The following is a 22,488-nucleotide window of genomic DNA, read 5'->3' on the forward strand; positions in this document are numbered from 1 at the left end:
ATCAGAAAAGGTTTGTCGCAAATATTAACTAAATTTGCGACAAAACGTATATCTAAAACAGATGGAAAGTACTGATGATCAAATTATTGAGAAGATACAGCGTTTACCGAGGGGTAGGGTGTTCTTTACAGATAGTTTTTTAGATATTTCCAATGCAAAAACCGTTGCCAAGGCATTAGAGCGATTTGTGCAATCTGGTAAATTACAACGGGCAGCTACGGGCATGTACGTGCGGCCCATTGAAGATGAAATAATGGGTCCGATACTGCCTAGCATTGAAGAGATAGCTGAAGCTATAGCTAAGCGTGATAAAGCGCGTGCTGTTCCAACGGGTAGCTATGCTCTTTACAAATTGGGTTTGACTACCCAAGTGCCAATGAATATTGTTTATTATACAGATTCCTCTCAGCGGCAAGTAAAAGTGGGCAAGCAAATTATTACCTTCAAAAAGGCAAGTGCCCGCAACGTTTCGGCTATTGGCGAAATTAGTAAGCTGGTCATTCAGGCGCTGCGAACTATTGGCAAAGGCAAGGTAACTGAGCAAGAGATGCGTATAATCAGGGAAAGGCTTAAAGATGAAAAGCCTTATCACCTGCAGCATGATATAAAGGTAGCTCCGGAATGGATCAGACAGCTTATGCGGCCACTTAAAAATAAGGATACTCATGATTGACTTGACGAGTTTAAAGGTATGGTTACAATTGCCTGAGGCAACCCGGCTAAATATATTCAATGAAACAGGTCGCCAGATGGGGCTTCCCGGCATAGCCGTCGAGAAAGACTGGTGGGTGGTGCAAACACTAGCTCTGATTTTTTCTATGAACTGTGCGCCCGCATTGATTTTTAAAGGCGGCACATCACTAAGCAAAGGGTGGGGGCTCATTCAACGGTTTTCCGAGGATATTGATTTGGCAATAGACCGGGATTACCTGGGTTTTAATGACGATTTAAACCGGCAGCAAATTAAAAAGCTGCGAAGAGCGTCACATGCTTTCCTGACAACAACATTCATTGACGAGCTTACAGAGAAATTTGCAGAAGCCGGTTTTGAAGGTGTAACAATAGACTACCGCAAAACAGGGGAGTCGGATCAAGATCCAATCATTATAGAAATTTACTATCCGAAGCTAACCGAAAAAGAAGCCTATCTTAAGCCCGGTGTATTGGTAGAAGTGGGTTGCCGTTCACTAAAAGAACCAATCACGCAAAAAAGCTTTACAACACTGGTGGGTGAGAATTTCAGCGAGCGGTCATTTGCTGATAAACCCATTGAGATACCGGTCGTCAATCCGGAACGGACCTTTCTGGAAAAGATCTTTCTTTTGCATGAAGAGTTTCAGCGGGCTCCTGAAAAAATAAGGGTTGACCGCTTAAGCCGGCATTTATATGACATTGAAAAGCTGAGTCAATCACCGTTCGCTGATCGTGCATTTTTAGATAAAGTATTGTATGAAACGATCGTTGATCACCGCAGAAGATTTACAGCCCTGGCAGAAGTTAACTATGATCACCACAGCCCGGATAAAATTGCATTTGTTCCACCTCCTCATTTGCTTCCAGATTGGGAGGCCGATTACCAACAAATGCAGGAAAACATGATTTACGGGGAAAGTCTCACTTTTACAGTGTTAATTGAGAAATTGTTGGCATTACAGAATCGTATTAATGAAATGGAGTAGTAGTCTTTAATAAGAAACATCATAGTAGAAAGTGAAAAAGGTAACTTAATTATAGAATCAAGCTTTAATCTGACGTGTGTTCATATTTATGGAAGAAATCTACATTCTAAAAAATAAAAGCTACAAGATAAAAATCGTTACAGCTGACAAACCTAAGGTTGATCCAATTGAAATTGCTAATGTGGATGTTCTAAATGACGTTACTAAAATTCCAGCGGAACAAGTTGAAACGGAAGTTAAAATAAAAACTTTGGTAATAGAGCGGGAAAATTCCCCACCTGTCTTATATGCGTCTGATGAAGAGGGTTATATTACCGATAATCAAGAACTTGGTGGAAAAAAAATTAAATTATCTGATTTTGCAAACCAAGAAAAGAGAACTTTTTATAAGCAGTTAATACAAGGCAAATATAACGAGATAGAAAATGTTGTAATTCTTTCGGGTGCAGGTTCATCCGTTGGTATTGGCCTAGATAAAAAAGGTCTTACAATGGCTAACCTTTGGGATTCACTAGCAATAAGTGGTGATTCAATACACTTTATATCACTTATTAAGAAGACAAAATACTGCACGTTAGATGAAAACGAGCAAATAGATAAAAGTGTTAAGAAAGACCTGGAACTATTGTTATCAAAAGCAGGTATGCTTAATGCCGTACATCAAGGTGCGGATAAAGATCTGGATTTAGAGAAATCAATAGATGCTATTAAATCGTTTATTGTAAGAGAGTTACATCTTAAACTAGACGAGTTTGCCCCACATGCCCAATTCCTTAACAAGGTTGCTTTAAGACCACAAAAATATCCTCGGATAAAAATTTTTACATTAAACTATGACACCTTATTTGAGCAGGCTGCGGTAAAGGAAAGATTTACCGTAATTGACGGATTTACTTTTTCAAATCCCAGAATCTTTAATGGGAAATACTTTGATTATGATATAATAGAAACCCGCCACAATCGCCAAGACAAAAAAGACAGTACCATTGCAAAACTGTTTTACCTCTTTAAAATGCATGGTTCTTTAAACTGGAAAACCCAAGATAATGAAATTGAGCAGTTTGAAGGAAACATCCCGATTAGCAATCAGGTTATGATTTTCCCGCAAAATAACAAGTATGAACATTCATATGAGCAGCCATATTTTGAAATGATGGCAAGATTTCAACAAGCGCTTAGAACAGAGAATACCTTATTAATCACAATCGGATTTAGTTTTTACGACAAGCATATATCTTCTGTAATTCTTGAATCGCTAAAACAAAATTCTTCATTAAATATCATAGCACTAACTTATCCGGACGTAGTAAGCAAACAAGAATTATATCAAAGTGAATTACATCGTATTTCAGAATTGCAAAGTAGGATAACCCTTGTTGCTGAGACTTTCAAAGATTTTACGGATAACTATCCAGAGAATATTGCTCATCATCGCCTTGACGTATTAGAATCCCTTAACGAAGGATTAAAACAACTTAAACTACGCGATGAACAAGCATAATCCATACTCAGATAGTCGGTTCATCGGATTTGTAACAATGGTAGCACCTTATGTCACCAGTGTTCATTTCCCATCATCTGTATTGCTTAAGAAGTTTTTTAATGCGGATGAGGGTTTTCATGCCTTGACTGGTAAGTATATCGTTATAGAAGGATCGGGTTATGGTTTTATTGGTAAAATTATAGAAATCTCGTTACCTGAAAAGGAGAGGCTTAATTTAACTGAGACTCGGTTTGAAAAGGATAACTTTCATCCGGTTGGTAAGATTGAAATTGTTCTGTGCTTTAATAACTATGAATTACAAGCCCAAAAAGGATTAGACCAACTTCCGCCAGTTGGGGCCAAGGTATATTTGTGTTCGAATGATTTTTTAAGGTCATTGTTAATTGATTTCGGGAAAAGCAGGGGCAAAGACGATACTTTCATTTCGTTGGCTCATTTGCCAAACGACGAGGCCAATTATATCAATGTCTCCGCACAGGCTCTTTTTGGAAGACATTGTGCAATTGTTGGAACAACAGGTGGAGGAAAAAGTTGGACCGTAGCAAAACTCGTACAAGAGGTAGTTAAGATAAATGGAAAGGCAATTTTGATTGATGCAACTGGCGAATATTCAACCTTGCAGTCAAATGAAAAGATAGAATATTTAAGGTTTAATAGCGGAAATCCGGAAGAAGGTATTTATTTTAATTATAAAGGTCTTCGAGAAACTGATTTGTATGCCTTGTTTAGACCTACCGGGCAGGCTCAAATCCCCAAGCTCCAAGAAGCAATGAAGAGTTTAAGGCTAATTGAAATCTTAGCTACTAAGGGAAATAAGACGGCAAATGATAATGAAATCAGTAATCCAGATGCTCCCCAAAAATTTTGGGATGTGCATCCACACCAAGGAGTAACACTTCTTGCAAAGGCCTCTAATTCAAGAAATCGACTAATTAAGGCATATAAAGAAAATCTTGGAGTATATAATGTTGATTGTCAGTTTGATATATCCGCTCTGGCTTTGCAAATAAACAATGAGTGCGTTAAGGAATTTTCTAATAATGACAATTTTGGGTCATCTGACACAAACGCATTGGGTTTCTGCCAAACACTTATTTCAAGAATACTGGTAACTGTCAACAGTAAATCTTTCAAGGAGACTTTTGGTTTTGGCAATGAAAATAAACCCGATAGCGAGTTTTCTTCAAAAGTAAATGAATTTCTTCACGCTGATTCAAAAAAAAATGTACTGATCCTATCCGTAGCCGAAGTGCCTTCCGAACATAAGTTACGTGAGATATTAGTAAATTCAATCGGCCGCTTTTTGTTGGAAAAGGCAATATCTAAGCAGTTTAAGAAGTCGACTCCAGCTGATCCAAAAAGAAGTGTTCTCCTGTTTTTAGACGAAGCCCATTTGTTTTTAAACAAAAGAATACGGGATGAATACTCAATAGAAGTTGAGTTAGATGCGTTTGAGCGAATTGCAAAGGAGTGCAGAAAGTTCGGCTTATTCCTAGTTCTGTCTACTCAAATGCCCAGAGATATTCCCAAAGGAGTATTAAGTCAAATGGGGACATTTATTGTTCACCGCTTGATTAATCAGCAAGACCGGGAAGCAATTGAGTATGCTTGCTCTGAGGCTAATAAATCTTCACTTTCATTTTTACCAATACTAGGTTCAGGTGAAGCAATGTTGACAGGAGTGGATTTTCCTATGCCAATAATTCTAAAAATACAGCAACCTGCAATAAAACCGGATTCCGGAACACCATCAGTTTTTTAATTTTTTAAGAATATTTTCATAAATCTTAAAAGGGGTAAGATCGACTTATACATTCTTTACTTAAATGGACCTAGTTCAATTTCCAATATTGATATTACGTTCTTTTTTTGTTTACAACCTGAATAATTGTGGATTTTAATTTGGTCTTACTGCGCCGTAAATATTCTCGCATTAAAGGATTATTATTAGTGAAAGTATTTCATAATTTTAACAAAATCAGTTTTTACTTTAATTTATGCGCGCATTTGTATCATATAGATTTGGTGACGATATAACGGCTATTAAGGAGCTGTTGATGGAAAAAGATATTGATATTTTCGATTCAATGTTTGATATTAAAACAGGAGAATCATTTCAGCAAAGTATAAAAGACGCGATCAAAAGCTGCGATTTTCTTATATTCAATTATTCGGAGGATAACTTATATATTGCATTTGAGGCAGGCGTTGCTGTCGCAGTGAATAAGCCGATCTTCTCGATTCTTAATGGAGGCCACGAGAATACATTTTTGTTGGATTCGACTTATGTGCATGCACATCCTAATGAGGTTGAAAAGATTAGGTTCAGTTTTGAATTATTTTTGAAGAATACAATATTTAAGAAGAAGAAGAATCCTCTGGTAATGGTACGATCTTCGCATTATTATGGTGGTGGAGAAGCAATTCCAAATAAAAGCCATTTTAATGTTGTTGAACGATACAATGGAATTAAAGATAAGTCAGACATTGCTTTGGAGCGTTTTTTTGAAGAAATTTTTCTAGCATATTCAGTAAACGCAGTAAAAAACTCAAATATTAATTCACAAACCTCAGGGTGGCTTCCAGATTTTTCAATTTGGAGCGATCTTTTGGCTCCAATACTTGGCAACCCAATTATTGTTGAAATTAAACCTGAGATAAACAACAGAAATCTCGACGAGCTTGCAAATACCATAATAAAGTTGGTCACAACTAACCCCACCAGCAGTGTTCTCATATTGTATGATAGTTTGAGAAATATTACAAGAAAAGATTTGCCTATTACTCCAAGCCATCTGTTTATTGCAATTCCGGAGCTAATAGAAGAACTAGATTCTCATGGATTTGCTTCATCAATTAGAAAGTTTAGAAACAATCTAGTACATAGCATTTAAAATGGCCAACTATTCACAGAACACATTAGCTGGCCACTTTCATAATTGTGACAACGCAGCCACAAATCAAGATAAGGGAAGAGCATTTGAAGATTTGGCATGCTATCTTTTCCAAAATCTACCTGGGGTAAGTATTGCGATGAGGAATCAAATGAACGCCTTTGACAATGAAGAAATTGATGTGGCTATATGGAACGATCGTGTGGCAAGGGGTATTCATTTTTTACCAAATGTAATCTTGATAGAATGTAAAAACTGGACTAAGCCAGTTTCTAGTATTGAGGTTAGTTGGTTTTGTCAAAAGCTTCAATCCAGAGGTCTTGATTTTGGAATCCTTATAGCAAACAATGGAATCACTGGAAATCAGGCAGATCTTGACGCTGCTCACAATACAATAGCAATGCATCTAAGTCAAAAGAGGCGTTTGGTAGTGATAACAAGAACAGAGATTAATTCCCTAAGCACAACGGTGGAAATGATTACTCTAATAAAAAATAAACTTTGCCTTCTGGCAGTAGGAGGACGCATATCGTAAATATATAGAACTTTGTTACACCTCGATAAAAGTCGAATTTAAAATTATCTTTAAAGCCCCTTAACAGGCAAATTGCAGCGGACCTGTAGGTGAGGTGGATATTCCGGAGCATGTTGACCCCTAAAAGCCGGAATGTTTTGGAATGTTAAAGTAGCCTGATTCGCTGGAATCGCCTGCCATTCCGGCACATATTGACCCCCTTAAAAGTTGAGAACGGAACGTACCGGAGCATGTTGACCCCTCTAAAACGGATTTCGACATGGTGTACCGGAGGATACTGACCCCCTCTTAGCGTTGGTTTTGGTTTATTTAGTGATCTTTTAATGACTAAAAGCAGATCACTGATGGCTGGAAAACCAAGACCTATGAGCCAGATTAAACAACTTTTACGATTACATTCTCAAGGCTATTCCATTAAGGCTATCGCCCGTACGCTCGGTATCAGCAAGAATACTGTGAAGTCGTATTTAAGCAAACTGGAATCAGTGAATATCGAGCCGCAGGAATTATTGCAGCTGGAAGACCCTGCACTGGAAAACAAGTTTCATGCAGGCAATCCCGCTTATAAAGATCCAAGGTATGTGCATCTGAAGGGTAAGCTTGATTACTTCCGGGGTCAGCTTGAAAAAGTTGGCGTAACTAAAAAGTTACTTTGGGAAGAATACATTCAGACCTTCCCGCAGGGATATGGCTACTCTCAGTTTTGCTTCCATTTACACCAGCAGCTTGTGGCAGCCAGGTCGTCTTCGGTTCTTGTTTTCCAACCCGCAGATAAACTTATGGTAGATTTTGCGGGCAAGCCAATGCATTATATTGATAAGCAGACTGGCGAAGTGATTGCGTGTCAAGTGTTTGTTGCCTGTTTGCCTTTCTCGGATTATGCATTTGCTATGGCAGTTCCCAGCCAACGGATCGGCGACTTCCTGTATGCTCTTTCCTGTTGTCTGAACGAACTGGGTGGTGTACCAAAAGCTTTGGTTCCTGATAATTTAAAGTCTGCCGTGATAAGAGCTGATCGTTATGAACCTCAGATTAACCAGAGCCTGGACGACTTCGCTAATCACTATAATATGTCGGTGGTACCGGCAAGAGCGGGAAAACCTAAAGACAAAAGTAAGGTTGAGAACCAGGTAAAGCTTTTATACACCCGGGTTTATGCCAAGCTTCGTAACCGTCAGTTTTTTGATATCACTTCCTTAAATGAAGCGATAAAAGAAAAGATCAACGAGCATAACCAGACACGCATGCAGCGCAAGGATTACTGCCGTCAGGAACGGTTCCTGGCCGTAGAAAAACCACTGCTGCTACCATTGCCTGAGCAGCACTTTGAGCTGAAGTATTACTGTGAACCCAAGGTTGCCCATAGTGGTCACGTCTGTATCATGAAGCACTTTTACAGTGTTCCCTACGCGCTGACGGGCATAAGGGTAAAGGTTGTTTATACCCGTAATATGGTCAACATTTATGCGCACGGCAAGATGGTCGCTGTTCATATTCGCAGCTATTTGAAGGGAGGATATTCTTCTGTAAAAGAACATCTTAGTTCTCAGAATCAGGCCTATCTGGACCGTAGCCCTAATTATTACCTTCAAAAGGCCAGAAGTAAATCCGAAGACTTATATCTTCTGGTCGAGCAAATCTTCCAGCAGGACCGTTATCCCGAGCAGCTCTACCGAAGCTGCGATGGTCTTTTTCGTCTGCACCGCGATAGCAATCCGGATAAATTTGCAAAGGCCTGCCAGATCGCCATAGATAACGGAATTTACTCTTACCGATTCATTCAGAAGATCCTGGAAAATAACATGACCGATCATCAAGATGAGATAACTCAGCCTCAAACGCTACCGGCACATCATAACATCCGGGGCAAAGATTATTACATACAGTCTACCATTAACTTTTTACAAAATGAAAATTGAAGTGCAATTAAAAGAACTACGTCTGCATGGTATGTGCAGCAGCTGGCAGGCATTGCTGGAAACCCGAAGACATCATGAGCTCAATCTTGCCGAAGGTCTTGAACTCCTTCTGCAGGCAGAACACCAGCAGCGCAGTGACCAGCGTTTTGAACGGTTACAGAAGAACGCACAGTTCCGCTACCAGGCTTCCGTCGAAGAATTAAATATGGATAGTTCCAGAGGACTTGACCGTTCGCTGGTCACAGAACTGGCTACCGGAAATTATCTGTCCAAAGGCGAAGCCATCCTGATCAGTGGCGCTTCCGGCGCTGGAAAGAGCTTTTTAGCATCGGCTCTTGGCCACCAGGCTTGTGCGCAGGGCTATAAAGTCCAGTACTACAACCTGCAAAAGTTGCTGTTGAAAACGAAACTAAGCCGGGTCGACGGAAGCATTTACAAGCTCATGGAAAGACTATCACGTTCTGAACTCCTTATTCTGGATGACTTTGGACTTACCCGGCTAGAACAGCAGCAGCGCATGGACCTGATGGAAATTATTGAGGATCGCCACGCGAAAAGGTCCACCATTATTGCAAGTCAATTACCGGTTGCAAACTGGTATGATGTAATTGGTGAGGAAACGGTTGCCGACGCGATATTAGATCGATTAGTCCATACTTCATACCGGATCGAACTAAAAGGTGAAAGTTTAAGAAAAAAACGGTAAAATTGTCAGCCCATCAGAATCTCTCAGATCAAAACCTAAATTAAGGGGGTCAGCATGCCCGGTACGGGGTCAGCATTAGGCTCTTCGTCAATTTTGGTGAAAAATATCTTTAAATATTACACATTATTTTTTGCTACATATCCTTCCTCTTTCCGGAATTCTACACCAATTCTGTTTAGTAATTTATAAACCTGGGCACTTTGATATCTTGTATTATAGGTGCTATTTATCCATTCCAGTAATATCGGCCCTGACCATCTTTTTCTGTCATACCCGTATTTCGTTGGCAGTTCTTTCAAGACAACAGATCTGATATTTTCCAGATCCGATTCCGATAAAATTGACTTCCGCCCGCGACCAGATAAATCGTAAAGACCAATTACTCCACTTTCCTCAAATCTGTGTACCCAATTTGTAACCTGCTTAAAGCTTATGCCATATATTTTCGCCACCTCTCGGCTAGATAAGCCCTTTGCAACCTGATACACCATATTTAACCGGGTTGCTACGACGAAACCAGAATCACTGTTTAGTAACTCCTTGATCTCCTCTGGTTTGGATCGTGTGATTTTCAGAACTGGTTTGCCCATATTTTTGATTTTAGACTTAAATATATTAATTATATGTGTACTTAATTAATATAATAATGTCGATATCTCATTTTGTACTTCCTGCTGGTATCCGTTTCGGACAGGTATCTATCAAACATAACAGCTCCGGTGTATTAATAACTGCCCTGTCTGCCCAAAAGTATTCGCCATGTCCCATCTGTAATGTGCGAAGTAAAACTATTCATAGCTATTACCATCGGAAGTTGGCAGATTTATCAATTGCAGGAAATAAGGTTCAGGTCTTGCTGCATTGCAGAAAGTTTTTCTGCGGTAATACAAAATGTTACCGAAAAGTATTTACTGAAAGATTTACAAATGAGCTATTAACTTATGCAAGACGATTTTGCAGAACTACAAAAACACTTGCAAAAATTGGGTTAGAACTGGGTGGAAATAAAGGATCTGCAATAAGCAGAGCTATTGCCTGTCCGATAAGTCCGGCAACAATGATAAGAACAGTCAAAAAAATTTGTTATTGTACGGATCAGCAGACTTCCGGAGTGATTGGTGTCGACGACTGGGCCTTTAAAAAAGGGAGAAATTATGGAACTGTCATAGTTGATCTGGTTAATGCCAGAATAGTCGATTTATTAGGTGACAGGGAAGCTGAGACTTTGGCCAACTGGCTTGAAAAGCATCCGGAAGTACATACTGTTTCGCGTGATCGCGCCAGTGCCTATGCGCTCGGAATTCGTAAAGGGGCGCCACAGGCAGTCCAGGTGGCTGATCGCTTCCATCTCCTTGTTAATCTACGTGATGCACTTCAGCGATCGTTTCACAAACACAGTGCCGTTTTAAAGGCGGCTTTTAAAGAATTTACTGAACAAAAAAATCCTGACAAACCGCAGTATGTTGAGGAAATTAGCGAACATTCCATTATTAAACCAAGTGTCCATACCCCGGAAAATACCTCATTATTTACAGGTAATGTAAGTTTACAAAGGCAGTTTAAATTTGAAAAAGCCAAAGAACTTTATTCTAAAGGTTATGACATCGGACCTATTGCCAAGCACCTTAACGCAAGTAGGAGATCGATAAGAAAATACATTCGTCTCGATGTGTTGCCAGCAAGAACAGAGCCTGTTTACTCTCCATTAATGAGTAACTTTGACAAGTTTAGGCAGTACTTAAGTGCAAATTATAAGCCGGGCCTTACAACATACAGACAATTGCATCAAACTATTGTTGCAAATGGATTTAATGGGAAATACAGCAGCTTTTGTGACAGGATGAACCAACTTGTTAAAGGGGGAGAAATGCAATTTGTGTCTCAAAACGAAAACATAGCTTTAAAACCACTGCCTGACATTAAAATTTGGTCAATTACGAAATTGTCCTTTATGGCCCTTTCCGATGTGGATAAACTAAACGTCACAGACAAAGAATTTCTTGATTTTTTATACAGATCATCCAGTATTATAAGTGAAGCATCAGAACTTGCAAGTCAATTCAAAAAGTTATTTTATACAAAGGAACCCGGAAGTCTACAAAAATGGATTGAACGAGCGATAAAGTCAGATTCAAGCCTGAAAACATTTGCAAAAGGAATACTCCTGGATTATGAAGCTGTGAATCAGGCCGTCATATCGAGTATCAGTAACGGGCAAGTTGAAGGACAAGTAAATAAACTTAAAACCATTAAGAGAAAAATGTACGGAAGGGCTGGATTTGACCTTTTAAAGACAATGGTACTCGCAAATTAATTCACCAAAATTGAAGAAGAACCCAGCATTAACGGAATATCCAGGTGAGGTATTGCCGACTTCCATAAAGATAACAATAAGTTAATTTCTTAGATGTTTATTTAGTACAATCTATGCTCACGCCTATTAACAGGGCATTATCAAAATCCTATTTTATCGACGCAGTAGCCGATAGCGTAGCTTTCACGTCGGCTGGGAAAAACTCAGATTTGTAGTAAACATGTGCTAATGTTCGCAAAAATGGAAATCCAGCTTTATCAGTCCGATACACTAACGGTGATAAATTTTCATTTTTACTCGAATCACGATACTCTTGGGCCGTTTTGGGATATTCAATCGAGGATTCAATATGAAATTCTTCATCCAGATGGTTTTCAAAAAGCCTTTGTTCGATATCGAATTCACTTTCGTTCGGGATAGCGACCTGAAAATCTATCTCAATTTTATGAAGTAACTTCAATCCGTCAACCCAGGCTTTATCAAGATTTAGAAATGCCATTAGATCTAAGAGAACTGGGATTAGTAGGGATGATTCATCCGAATAGTTGAACGGTCTGTTTGCGGTCGCCACATATTCAATTAGTGGATTCAGGTTAAGTGATATTGAAGGGAAACGCCCACTAACATCTTTGATGACAAATATCGAATCCAAATTGCCGATAATATAATTACCTACAATCTTCCTATCGACCTTGCTAACCTGCTCGCAACTTAGTATGTACAGTACGGTAGCCAAAATCGGAATGCTGTGTGAATCCAATAGTGGTCGCTGGCAACCCGAATTTGATTCAAGAAGTTGTTTTAAATATCTCTTGTGAAATACTTCCAATCTATTTTTTCTCTGTGAAGTTTGGCAGCTTTCAAAATCCGGAAACCAGCGGCTCGCTTCAAAATAATATATCAGTAAGCCGAGATATTCAAAGCTACGCATCGGATAACCTATCTCCTCAAATGGCCCACTACGTTCTACGAATAGACCATTTGGAAGTGCTGCTGCACTACTTGTTTTCTTAAAATACTCCCTAAGAAAGCTGAAGTGCAATTTGACGAGTCGTCTGAATTCTCTCAGTACACTCTTACTTGTATCGAATTTTCTACGCAGAATTTCAGCCCAAGACTCCAATAGCAGAAAGTTAAGAGCATCGATAGCTGGATAGAGATTCTCATTTTGACGGCACTTATTCCAAACAATGCGTCCGAGAAGAGCCAGTGTAGCCCAGGCGGATCTAAATTTTCGCTTTTGCTTCGGGTCGGGAAGCCGTGCCAGCAAATTTTTGACAAGTTGCCGAAAATCAACTTGATTGTAGTCAGGTGTATCTATCAGTAACAATACCCTTCGAAAAAGACGGCTATCTATTTGATTAGGAATGAGATGCTCATTGAAGAGATATTTATCAAACTCTTGGGTAAGCCAGTCCAAATCCCACCTTTCAAAATTTCCATCCGGAAATGTATTAGCAGTGAATCCCTCAAAACTCTGCCTAATGTTTTCCTTTATATCCCCATTATGTACTAACACATATTTTATCGGGAGTTTTTCAAAAGCTGGCACTCCCGCATGGAGAAATGGCGTGTCCTTAGCTTCGAGCAACGACATTCGGATGCCATCATTGTCGTAAAAAGTGTGATCATCGACATTTCGATTTCTCCCGCCTTTAAGCTCACAGTAAAATCTGGATACAACGCCTTTTTCGTCCTTACCAATTGCAACGATATCTTTCCCATATTGAGACTGGCCTTTCGAATTAGCGGGTGTGGCCAACACCCGAAATCCTTTGGCAACTAAAAGCAATGGGAAAATTGCGTCAAGCTCTTGATCTTCCGTTAGACTCTCGAGATATTCCCTAATCACTAATCTATTATCCATTCCTCAAAATCGGTCTTATCTGATTTCCAATTAGATGCTAAACTTATTCTTCGCTCCAAATCAAACCTTTCAGGATTTAACAAGTGAAGACGCGGCCAGGAATATGAAGACTGAAATCTGCCCAATTTGGTTATCTCATCTCGGTCTCGATGTTTCCAGCCACCGCCTTTTACTAAGACAACTTTTTTTGCAAAACTCATAATGCCTTCACGGTTATTTAAGATATTGTTGATTTGCTTATTCATGGTGTGTCTATGAAGTTCTCGAAATCTATCATAATACTGTGATTGGCAAATTGACGGATGAAATTCCACAATATTATTCTTTCGATCAAGCATTTTACAAAAACCTGCATAATGCGCTTTCAGTCGCATTACAGCTTTCTGAATTATCTGTGCATTCTCTTCAGAATACCGTTCTACAATTGTAATAATTTCTTCATGATAAGATTCAGTAAGCTCTTCTAATTTGCAAAGAAGGGCTTCTGAAACTATCTCATTCTTGCTATCCAATAATGGCAATAGCCACACTAAACTGTTCTTGGGAGAAGATTCCATGCTCAGAATTGACATCCAAAGTTTGTATTGCAGAATTGGATCTAACTCTTTAATATTTTGAGCAAACTCTGTTTGAAACGATTCAAATCTGAAAGAGTTAAGTATTTCAATCCCCAAATAACGTGTTGCTCCTTCGTCGTGAACAACAAGACTAATGACTTCTTTACAAAGCTCTGCGACACCCTCGGTAATGTCACTTAAATGATGGACTGTGCCCAGAAAGATATCACGATTAAATTTGAATGGGTGAAGGAGAGCAAATTCCTTGAAAAAATTGAAAATCAACTTGACATTTGAAATCTCCGCTAGAACGTTATCGAAGCTAATCAAGTTTTTCTGACTTGCCAGATGTTCATATGTAACATTAATGTTTTTCAACAGTTCTATCATCAACTCAGTTGTTTGAGACGGATATTTCTCAGCAGATACACTAGAAGATGATAAAATATGTTTAACAGTCTCTAGATCAGCCGCCCCCGCCATCTCCTTTAGTATCTGGAAGCACTGGTTTACAAATTTCATATCTTCGAAGTTCGTTTGGATAAGTATGCGCGTCAATGCGTAAGGTACATGTCGGCGGCTTTCATCCATTGTCGAATTATATGTTGTTATTAAATCGAGAGCTTCCCATGCACGTGCCTCTTTATTAAATTCGAAGTGATGAATTGCCCCCAAGATATAGCTTTGATTTTCTGAATTATCAAACTGTCTTTGGATTAACGACCAGGCCGCATCCGAAGCATGTTTAATCAACCAACTCAAAAGCATTGTTCTTACGATCCTGAATTCTGCAGGCAAATTTATCGTAAGTCTTTCAGCTTCGTTAATATCACGGGCAACAAGTCGGTCAATAAGCGGATTTACATTTGGGAAAATGGCTAGGTCATTCCATGTAAAAAAGTGATGACAAGCATGCACTATCAATGTGGCGTCTAATGGTAGGATGTCTGCGATCTTACAATAAGCCTGCAAAAATTCAAATTTAATTACTAACTCTTGCTCATCGAGCTTAGTTATCCAACCATAAAACGTTTCACCTGTTGTCTCGTGAGTTAAAGCCAAGAGAAGCTCCATTATTCTGTCAGCCAGCAACGTGATTCCCGTTCTTCCTTTTCCTTCTGATAACTTAGTTGCAATTTCAAAATACTCAGCTAGTTCAGCTGCATCATTCGGGACTTTGGATTGTAAGTCCAGAATTTTACCGTCAAGAACTGTGAATGCGAAAAGGTAGTTCGGCTCAATTATCCAATTACTATAATCCTCGTCAAATGATATAAGCTGTAATTCACTGGCTCTTTCCCAATCGAAGGCATCTTCGTCAATCACTTTATTCAAGATCATCCCTTTGTCGAGATAACAGCGATAGAGTGTTTGAAGTAGGTTATGAAGCTTTTCGTCAGAAAGTATTTCTTTTTGAGTCCGTGCAAAAATCATAGTAATCGAAATGGTTTTCCTGATATGCAACAAGGCACATGTTGGAAAGCAATTTACACCACTCAGATTGGCAAACAAAGAAAAGATCGATAAACTCAATGCCCACTGCCCTTGCCAGCTATCCTTTCCACCTTTTTCCGACATCTTTAAAGAAAATACACCATTTCTTTAAAAAAACTATAATCTATGTGGAGAATACTATCGATCAAACAAGATTTGCTCACCACAATTTATAGCAACGTGATATAGATATCAATACAAAGATTACAATTGACATCTGAAGTTTGGACAAGATGTATTTAATCACCTAAAAGCGCGCTCCGCCAGTTATTTAAGATTATTTCACGAACCTCCAATTCAAAGGTCTCAAATAGTTGGTCGTTACACCAATTTGATTTCGTCCTAAGGTCAAATTTAGCATTTTCTGGTAATTGCTGTTCAAGTTTGTCGGAATATTCATAGTGAGAATTTAATAACTTCTCGGCAACAATTCTCTTTGCCTGGGTGCTACTTTCACTTGGTAAAATCCTTGTTGAATGTAGTCCCCAATAAATATAAATGTTGTCGGAACGCGTTCCGCGTAATTCTTGATGACAGTCTTGTAGAGCTTCACTGATAGTCAATCTGTCCACTTCGCGATAAAAAAGCTTAGCTGTGTAGGTCGCTACGTCCTCCTCGACATCCCATAGAGTCCCCACATATCCCTTTGCACCAGCATTGAGAAAGTGATCAACAATATTCCGACCAGACCAACAGCTATTATTAAAAATAAAAGGCGACTCCAGGCTACCTAAAAAATCAAATGTAGGAAAATAATTGGAATCAGATGCCTTTATAGACTCTGATCCCGGCACAGATGATTTGGGAGTTACGTTGAGCCTATTATCCTTGTTATTACTGTTCAAAGAAACCTGCAAATCTATATAAAAACTGTGATCATATCCGAGCGCTCTAAATTCATCGCTTCCCCAATAAACGCCATCAAGAAATCTTCGATACATAAGCACAGTGACTTTAAGCTTTTCTTCGTTGGGAACCCGCATCAAACCAAGCACGCTGTCGTAGACTACCTCGTGACGGATACCATCTCTGTCAATAAAAATTTCCGTCACGGACGCTCCGCTTGCTGTACCACCGTGAGAGCAAATGTGAAAAATATCGAAAGGGAATTCAGTCAAATTCATTTCTAAATTGTATACAGTTGCGCTATTTCCAAAAAGCTCACGAACATAATAGTTTCTGTCGGTCAACACATCCGAGATAAATTCTACTTCCTCATCCGCAAAAAATCGGGGTGAAAAAATCACCGCTGAGCTTGAATTTCTATCCGATACAATTAGACTATTAACAATTAAAAAATCTGGTCTTGCGTGTAAGTGAATGTGTGACATCGGAATTTCGTTCTCGAGAAGGAGTGAGTATGGTAAGCCAGTAGTGAAAAAACTGGCGCAGCTATACGAATTGAAGGAAATCGTACCAACACGATCATTTACTTCTGCTAACAATTCATCATATGCCATTTGTTGGGCACTCCGCCATCTAAAAATTAAGTTGGTGATGTCGTTATGGTCATATGTTTCTGATGTCTGAACCAGCACCACTTGCGCTTTCACAGACAAAGCGTAGTTCAAGGCAATCACAACAGATACAGCTGGAATCTTTTCTATAATGACTATACCGGATGCATCTTCAACGCTGGAAAATTCAATTATATCCGCATGGTCATCAAGTTGTAACAAAGCGTTTAACTTATTTGCCAAGCATAAGGCGGCCAGAACATCGTTAGATCTAAAACTTAAAATTGTATCTCTACTCTCAGACAACCCTGCTAAGCGAATGGGCACAACCTCAATCGACTCAATTTCAACTACATTATAATGATCTAGAAATGATAAGTAGCTCCTTTGCTCTCCAGATAACCCTCCAAGTACTAAGTTTACCACATCACCGATATCTTTGACTTTATTCCCAACTAGAAAATTGAATTCAAGAGCACGCCTTCTCATAATAAAGTCTTCATCAAAAACATCATTCATTTCAGGATCATTCACCGGCCTGGTATACGGAAATTCAAATATTGGTAAGTAGTTGTTAGGTCTATTGAGATATGAAGATATTACAGCAGCCAGATTAACATTGCTTCTATCTATGATACAGACTGTATTAACGGACAAACTTGGAGGAATGAACATCAGCTTTATTTATTCTTTAAATTCTTAATTTGATGATATCGACTTCGTTCTAAACATGGTGAGTAATAAAATTTTAGTCGTTTAACGGACACGTTTCCTTTGCTCACTCCTTATATCTTCTTCACTCCCCGCGAATCCAAATGCCTCCAATGCCATGATAATTAACTCCTTTGATATGTCCATATGAGTTGCAACAATGTCCGCTGATGACAATGTGTATTCCAGAACAATTTGATGCTCTCCGGTGATTCTTGGATTATGAAGTGGTTCTCTTCTATCACCATCAACTCTTAACTTGCGATTAAGTACGTTCTTTAAAGTGAGATTAATTTTTAGGTCTTCCTTATAGAAACCGACTGCAAATAGCTTAGAAAGAAAACTAATTGAGTCAGTTATGAAGAATACGATGGAGCCGTGAAGATTTACAACTGTTTCAGAAACAACTTTCTTATTCAAACTTGAATACATTTCCGAATCTGCATACCAATCTTCTGGAAGAGCCCAGAGATCTATAAAATGGCCTGATTTGTACATGCGCCAGAATTCCTTCCTTGTTCCTAAATCTGAGACCGACTCCAAAAAATCAACTCCATTTCTGTAAAGCTCCTCTTCTGAATTATAGCCTGGAATATGGGGGAAATTCCACCCGTCGCCGGTACTAGACCTTTCGATCGCTGCTTTGATGTCTGAAATATTGAGTTTTTTATCTTTCATTGGACGAACACAAAATTCCCAATAAGCCTTACTAGTTATTTTTTGAACTACGCCTTCATTTGCGATCTTGCCACGCTCCGTCTCATACTTACTTTCCAATAAGAAAAAAGGAGTAGTATCTTCCATACTACTAATGTTATTTTCACCACTATCAGCACCTTCCTTCAAAACAATCTTCAGTAGTTCCGCGAAGTCCGTATCAAGATGATGCTGCAAAGTATAATTATTCATATCACTCAGAACGGTTGTCAATTCCGCAAGCATCGCTCTAAACTTTGTGTATCTATCTAACGAATCCCTGATCCCTTGAAGATTTGCTTGGCTTTTAAGTGTAAGCATTTCATTATTGAGAGCATCAATCTCCTTTTCCCAAAACGAGAGGTATTTGATTCGATCGATGGGCTTGTAAAACTTAGCAGAGCTTAGTACGATTGGAAAAATTCGATCATAGAAATTTCCGTGTCTAACAATTTCTAGCAATTCAAACATGCAGTTTTCAGATTTTAGGTACTTGTCGGATAGCAAAAGCACTACCGATCCGCTTTTACCCAATCTCTTCATGAATGCCGATATCAAGCCCTTAAAACCAATTTCTGTCTTGTCTCGAACGATTTTGACACCATTCAAATTACAAATTGAATTTAACTGCTCAATGACTTTCTCACTTTCTGCCTCCCAAGAATAGGAAATATAAATTTCCGGATTATTTACATTGACGGTCATATTAATGAATTTTGCATTGATTTACTCTTGATCTGAAAAAGCGTCTGACGCCGACTGTACTGGAACCTGAAAAAATGGATATGTAATATTACTAACTTCAATTTGCTCATCCTGATCAGAAACAATCGTAAAGGAAAAGTCTGTGTAAACTCCGGAAAGCAAACTTTGAACCTTTGATAAAGTATAGATCCTAAATTTCGAATTGAACATATAGAATGTTGGAGTATTGACTATAAAAATTCCCTCAATTTCAAAATCTGCCAAGGAAAAATTCTTGTCTGAATATTTTAACTGAAAGTGTTGCTCCAAAAACGGAATATTTTGATTAAACCAAATCATTTTTTTGTCGAGAGTTTCATTATACGATTTCTTATTTTTCACAAATGCGCAAAAATCATTCTTTTGGTTCACCATGTCGTATCTAGCCAATAAATGCTTGCAATCAACTATGTAAACTTTTCTAAGTATTGGCTCAACGATGATAAAATCAACTTCACCTAAACCGGGAGAGTCAATTTTAAATGTTCCATTTTTATGTCTTATTGTTTTTACATTCCGATCGTAAAAAAGTCCTAGTTCATTTGTAATGTGTTCAACAGGATTTTCTAACCACTTATCATGTTGATCCTCCTTGGCATGAACATATGTTTTAAAACAATTATTTGCGAGCCACTCAGCAGGCGCTTTACCCCAAGGTATTGCATTTGTACCATAGTGAATAATTGCTTCCGTCCAAGCGCCAGGCCCTAAAAAAGCATAATCAATATCATCGACATTCCAAATCAAAATAGGTTTATACATATACCTATTAATGTTGTGCGGTTTGCAGGCAAGGCTCAGAAGATCCATTTTATTATTCTTGTCCAACGTCAAACCCTTAAAGAAACTTTCTGCTATCTCCAGTGATACACCTATCATCCTATTCAAATTTGCTGGAAAATTCTCCCATGATACTCCGATCAAGTATCCTCCTTGATCTTTTAATTGATCATGTATCCAGGCAATCAAATGACCAACAACCTCGTAAGGTATTCCGAAACAGCTGGTCAATGCATCTTTCAAGTCCTCAAACGCTGTTTCATCATTAACACCTGCCGCAAAGTCTTCTTCATATGTTCTCATTATCTCTTTAATAATCAACTCGTAGTGATGCTTTCTGCTGAAAACATACAAACTGTTATTGTCGAAGGAAACATCTGCAACGTCTTCTATCATCGATTGCTCTGCTACAAGCTCTACGCACGTTATGATCATAGTTCCCAAAAAAAGTAGTTCATCAATCTTTTGATCAGATCTTATGAGAAAGTCGTCAGTTATCATTTCTCCACCTACCATTTGAATGTCGCAACCGCACTCTAAAATATATTTCAATATTCGCCTATATTCGGCCATGTAACTGAGTGTGATTTCGTCAGAAATGTCTTGATGCTGATAATAGGCCGTCAATTCTATTGCATTTTCGTGAAGTTCAAGTACCCTTTGATAAAATATAACTGACTTCTCATCCTGACAGATTTTAATAAATTCGCTCATGTAATATTCCAAACTGAATAAAACTACATCTCCGACGACTGTAGAGTCGTATGGTCCATTTCCAAATTTGGCACGTAATACATCTGAAAGATGAATTCTATGTCCATTCTCCGAAGACTGTTCTCCTTTGAAAACAATGTATTTTTCTTTCACTACGTGTACAGGCATGTTCAATGATTGTTTGTTAGCTCAAATTTTCTATTTTTTCTTATAAGCTACGATAAGGATTTTCCTCCTCACCGAGCCTTACGCCCTTGCTGGCCAGTGATTTTGCAATGTCAACCTTAATCAATCAATAAGTTACATCTAATTAGCCTAGGTCAGAAGCGTATTTTAACCCTCGATAACCCTTGACCATATTCTATTTTTACAGATTATGAGCATACTGTGATATCAGTTGTAGCCTATTGCAATAAGATTAGAGTAATTGTAATATAAGCATCATCCTTACATCCAGACATATCTGAATTTACGATCTAATGTGACACCCAGCGAGATGAACGAAGTGGTTAAAAATTTTTGGGCTTCAGAAGGCTACCAGAGTATTCCCAGGCCAGAGATCAGTATTGTCTCCTCAATACATTACATCCGGTAATAGGTCTTCCCAAGTAAAACATTCTTTATTCTTTGGGTATTCTCGATGCCAAATTGGTGTGCAATTTCATGGGTAGACTTGCCACTTTGAGCCAGTGATCTTATCAGTGCTACGTCGTCTGCTGAAAATGTATTTCCTCTACTGCCGATAACTTTGGCATAGTACTCATCGTTCAACCACATTTGGCCGATTAACAGGTTCGGAACACCTGCACGAGGGTGCTCTTGGGCATATCTTGAGATAGCGGCCTCTCGGTCCTTCAGGGAGACTGAATCCAACCTAGACAAGTAGACAAGTTTGTGCAAGTACTTCAGACCCTTAAATCCCCCTGGAATCATATTCAAGGAGCAATTCTCGTTCATATAACGATCCACAATCCACTCCTCCCAAGCCATAGCAGCGTCGTAACTATGGTTCAATGCAATAAGCTCGGAATTTAAAATTACAGATGCGTTTCCTTGAAACTCGCGCCATTGCTTGTGAAAAAGCTTATTGCTGCCGCTGTTTATTTCTCTGAAATGTTCTGCCATTCTGGTCAACCAGCTACGCGAAGTTATCCCACAGTAAAACATCTCCTTCCCTCGCACTTTCCCATCTTCATCGAGCATAGTGATAGCATGAGAGTAGCATTGGTACCCCTCCGTTGGGTCGCCGAATCCTTTCATCATCGCTTGTAAGGGAAGGTGAATAACCCAAGTAGTTTTTTCAGAATGCTTATTTACAATATGCATTACAACACGCCTTTCTTCAAAAGTGCGTTCAAATTCCTTATGCTTTCTATAATCCCTCAAATTAACAGAAACTTTTTTACTGGCGTTATCAAGTTCTATCACCACATCTACATCGATTTTTGCGAATTCGCTCAACTCTCGCTTCCGATGACCTGATAAATTATGTTGCAGTAATTGTCTTGGCATAGGGTCACCTTCAACTTCAAGATCAGATAAAAGGCGTTCGAGGAGCGTGATCAAATGTTTGACACCTAGGGAATAATGATTAGCAAGGAGGTTGTGTACGTACTTCTCGTTGATATAGTTCATTCACTTTATTTGTTTGAAATGTCTTTAAGATATATAACAGTTATCTCAGAGCGACAATGGTGCCTACAGTGACTCTATATTCTTCACGTGGCAGGTTGTCAGATCTGCTGAAAGCATACTTGTGCTTCCCTCAATTGAAATATTTGAAGAAGGATTTTGATAATGCTAATAACAGAATAAAATAGGAAAAACTAGGTAATTCCGGTTAAAAGTATCGCCACCGCCGGAATCAAACCCCCTCAAATTCAGCAGTGGTCAAAGCTGCCTTGGCCTGGGATAGTT

At 38.8% G+C, this 22,488-nt stretch carries 16 protein-coding genes; 9 read left to right on the top strand and 7 right to left on the bottom strand.

Annotated elements, in window-relative coordinates; all coding sequences use genetic code 11:
* The first annotated feature begins 61 nt into the window (after positions 1–61).
* From IEE83_RS08365 to istB, 8 genes are all read left to right on the top strand, one after another.
* Positions 62–673: a DUF6088 family protein gene (locus tag IEE83_RS08365; protein ID WP_228101729.1), complete on the top strand. Its 612-nt coding sequence runs from the start codon at positions 62–64 to the stop codon at positions 671–673.
* Positions 666–1,679: a nucleotidyl transferase AbiEii/AbiGii toxin family protein gene (locus IEE83_RS08370; RefSeq protein ID WP_194120146.1), complete on the top strand. Its 1,014-nt coding sequence runs from the start codon at positions 666–668 to the stop codon at positions 1,677–1,679. Before IEE83_RS08365 ends, IEE83_RS08370 begins: the two co-directional genes overlap by 8 nt.
* 88 nt (positions 1,680–1,767) lie before the next feature.
* Entirely contained in the window at positions 1,768–3,180 is a 1,413-nt protein-coding gene (locus IEE83_RS08375; protein ID WP_194120147.1) for an SIR2 family protein, read from the top strand.
* Positions 3,167–4,945, top strand: a complete 1,779-nt coding sequence (locus IEE83_RS08380; RefSeq protein WP_194120148.1) for an ATP-binding protein — start codon at positions 3,167–3,169, stop codon at positions 4,943–4,945. Before IEE83_RS08375 ends, IEE83_RS08380 begins: the two co-directional genes overlap by 14 nt.
* A 235-nt stretch (positions 4,946–5,180) precedes the next feature.
* The gene (locus IEE83_RS08385) at positions 5,181–6,077 is read left to right on the top strand and encodes a toll/interleukin-1 receptor domain-containing protein (protein ID WP_194120149.1); all 897 of its coding nucleotides are present in this window, start codon (positions 5,181–5,183) and stop codon (positions 6,075–6,077) included.
* A gap of 1 nt (position 6,078) precedes the next feature.
* Positions 6,079–6,612, top strand: coding sequence for a restriction endonuclease (locus IEE83_RS08390; RefSeq protein ID WP_194120150.1), 534 nt, complete (start codon positions 6,079–6,081; stop codon positions 6,610–6,612).
* A gap of 323 nt (positions 6,613–6,935) precedes the next feature.
* Positions 6,936–8,531 carry an IS21 family transposase gene (gene istA / locus IEE83_RS08395; RefSeq protein WP_228101730.1) on the top strand — a complete coding sequence of 532 codons (1,596 nt, stop codon included), beginning with the start codon at positions 6,936–6,938 and terminating at the stop codon, positions 8,529–8,531.
* Positions 8,521–9,237, top strand: a complete 717-nt coding sequence (gene istB / locus IEE83_RS08400; protein WP_137344268.1) for an IS21-like element helper ATPase IstB — start codon at positions 8,521–8,523, stop codon at positions 9,235–9,237. Before istA ends, istB begins: the two co-directional genes overlap by 11 nt.
* A 116-nt stretch (positions 9,238–9,353) precedes the next feature.
* On the opposite strand, the gene IEE83_RS08405 is transcribed toward istB, so the two are convergent.
* Positions 9,354–9,827 (bottom strand): helix-turn-helix domain-containing protein, encoded by a 474-nt coding sequence (locus tag IEE83_RS08405; protein WP_194120151.1) that lies wholly within the window; start codon positions 9,825–9,827, stop codon positions 9,354–9,356.
* A 56-nt stretch (positions 9,828–9,883) separates the two neighbouring features.
* Between IEE83_RS08405 and IEE83_RS08410 the strand changes: the two genes are divergently transcribed.
* Positions 9,884–11,551, top strand: coding sequence for an ISL3 family transposase (locus IEE83_RS08410; protein WP_194120152.1), 1,668 nt, complete (start codon positions 9,884–9,886; stop codon positions 11,549–11,551).
* Between the two features lie 148 nt (positions 11,552–11,699).
* Here the strand turns inward: IEE83_RS08410 and IEE83_RS08415 are convergent, their stop codons facing one another.
* The 6 genes from IEE83_RS08415 to IEE83_RS08440 form a co-directional block, all read right to left on the bottom strand.
* The gene (locus IEE83_RS08415; RefSeq protein ID WP_194120153.1) at positions 11,700–13,418 is read right to left on the bottom strand and encodes a hypothetical protein; all 1,719 of its coding nucleotides are present in this window, start codon (positions 13,416–13,418) and stop codon (positions 11,700–11,702) included.
* Entirely contained in the window at positions 13,403–15,553 is a 2,151-nt protein-coding gene (locus IEE83_RS08420) for a hypothetical protein (RefSeq protein WP_194120154.1), read from the bottom strand. Before IEE83_RS08420 ends, IEE83_RS08415 begins: the two co-directional genes overlap by 16 nt.
* A 155-nt stretch (positions 15,554–15,708) precedes the next feature.
* On the bottom strand, positions 15,709–17,460 hold the full coding sequence (locus tag IEE83_RS08425; protein ID WP_194120155.1) for a CHAT domain-containing protein: 1,752 nt from the start codon (positions 17,458–17,460) through the stop codon (positions 15,709–15,711).
* Positions 17,461–17,682: 222 nt separating this feature from the next.
* Positions 17,683–19,038, bottom strand: coding sequence for a toll/interleukin-1 receptor domain-containing protein (locus IEE83_RS08430; protein ID WP_194120156.1), 1,356 nt, complete (start codon positions 19,036–19,038; stop codon positions 17,683–17,685).
* A 21-nt stretch (positions 19,039–19,059) separates the two neighbouring features.
* A complete protein-coding gene (locus IEE83_RS08435) occupies positions 19,060–20,739 on the bottom strand; it encodes a hypothetical protein (RefSeq protein WP_194120157.1) in 1,680 nt (559 codons plus the stop codon).
* A gap of 414 nt (positions 20,740–21,153) precedes the next feature.
* The gene (locus IEE83_RS08440) at positions 21,154–22,206 is read right to left on the bottom strand and encodes a hypothetical protein (RefSeq protein ID WP_194120158.1); all 1,053 of its coding nucleotides are present in this window, start codon (positions 22,204–22,206) and stop codon (positions 21,154–21,156) included.
* Between the last annotated feature and the right edge of the window lie 282 nt (positions 22,207–22,488).

This window comes from Dyadobacter subterraneus (assembly GCF_015221875.1).
Classification (GTDB): domain Bacteria; phylum Bacteroidota; class Bacteroidia; order Cytophagales; family Spirosomataceae; genus Dyadobacter; species Dyadobacter subterraneus.

What these genes read in the sequence shown, in the direction of transcription:
- IEE83_RS08365 (WP_228101729.1), top strand. Translation starts at nt 62, where the DNA reads ATGGAAAGTACTGATGATCAAATTATTGAGAAGATACAGCGTTTACCG.
- IEE83_RS08370 (WP_194120146.1), top strand. Translation starts at nt 666, where the DNA reads ATGATTGACTTGACGAGTTTAAAGGTATGGTTACAATTGCCTGAGGCA.
- IEE83_RS08375 (WP_194120147.1), top strand. Translation starts at nt 1,768, where the DNA reads ATGGAAGAAATCTACATTCTAAAAAATAAAAGCTACAAGATAAAAATC.
- IEE83_RS08380 (WP_194120148.1), top strand. Translation starts at nt 3,167, where the DNA reads ATGAACAAGCATAATCCATACTCAGATAGTCGGTTCATCGGATTTGTA.
- IEE83_RS08385 (WP_194120149.1), top strand. Translation starts at nt 5,181, where the DNA reads ATGCGCGCATTTGTATCATATAGATTTGGTGACGATATAACGGCTATT.
- IEE83_RS08390 (WP_194120150.1), top strand. Translation starts at nt 6,079, where the DNA reads ATGGCCAACTATTCACAGAACACATTAGCTGGCCACTTTCATAATTGT.
- istA (WP_228101730.1), top strand. Translation starts at nt 6,936, where the DNA reads ATGACTAAAAGCAGATCACTGATGGCTGGAAAACCAAGACCTATGAGC.
- istB (WP_137344268.1), top strand. Translation starts at nt 8,521, where the DNA reads ATGAAAATTGAAGTGCAATTAAAAGAACTACGTCTGCATGGTATGTGC.
- IEE83_RS08405 (WP_194120151.1), bottom strand. Translation starts at nt 9,827, where the DNA reads ATGGGCAAACCAGTTCTGAAAATCACACGATCCAAACCAGAGGAGATC.
- IEE83_RS08410 (WP_194120152.1), top strand. Translation starts at nt 9,884, where the DNA reads ATGTCGATATCTCATTTTGTACTTCCTGCTGGTATCCGTTTCGGACAG.
- IEE83_RS08415 (WP_194120153.1), bottom strand. Translation starts at nt 13,418, where the DNA reads ATGGATAATAGATTAGTGATTAGGGAATATCTCGAGAGTCTAACGGAA.
- IEE83_RS08420 (WP_194120154.1), bottom strand. Translation starts at nt 15,553, where the DNA reads ATGTCGGAAAAAGGTGGAAAGGATAGCTGGCAAGGGCAGTGGGCATTG.
- IEE83_RS08430 (WP_194120156.1), bottom strand. Translation starts at nt 19,038, where the DNA reads ATGACCGTCAATGTAAATAATCCGGAAATTTATATTTCCTATTCTTGG.
- IEE83_RS08435 (WP_194120157.1), bottom strand. Translation starts at nt 20,739, where the DNA reads ATGCCTGTACACGTAGTGAAAGAAAAATACATTGTTTTCAAAGGAGAA.
- IEE83_RS08440 (WP_194120158.1), bottom strand. Translation starts at nt 22,206, where the DNA reads ATGAACTATATCAACGAGAAGTACGTACACAACCTCCTTGCTAATCAT.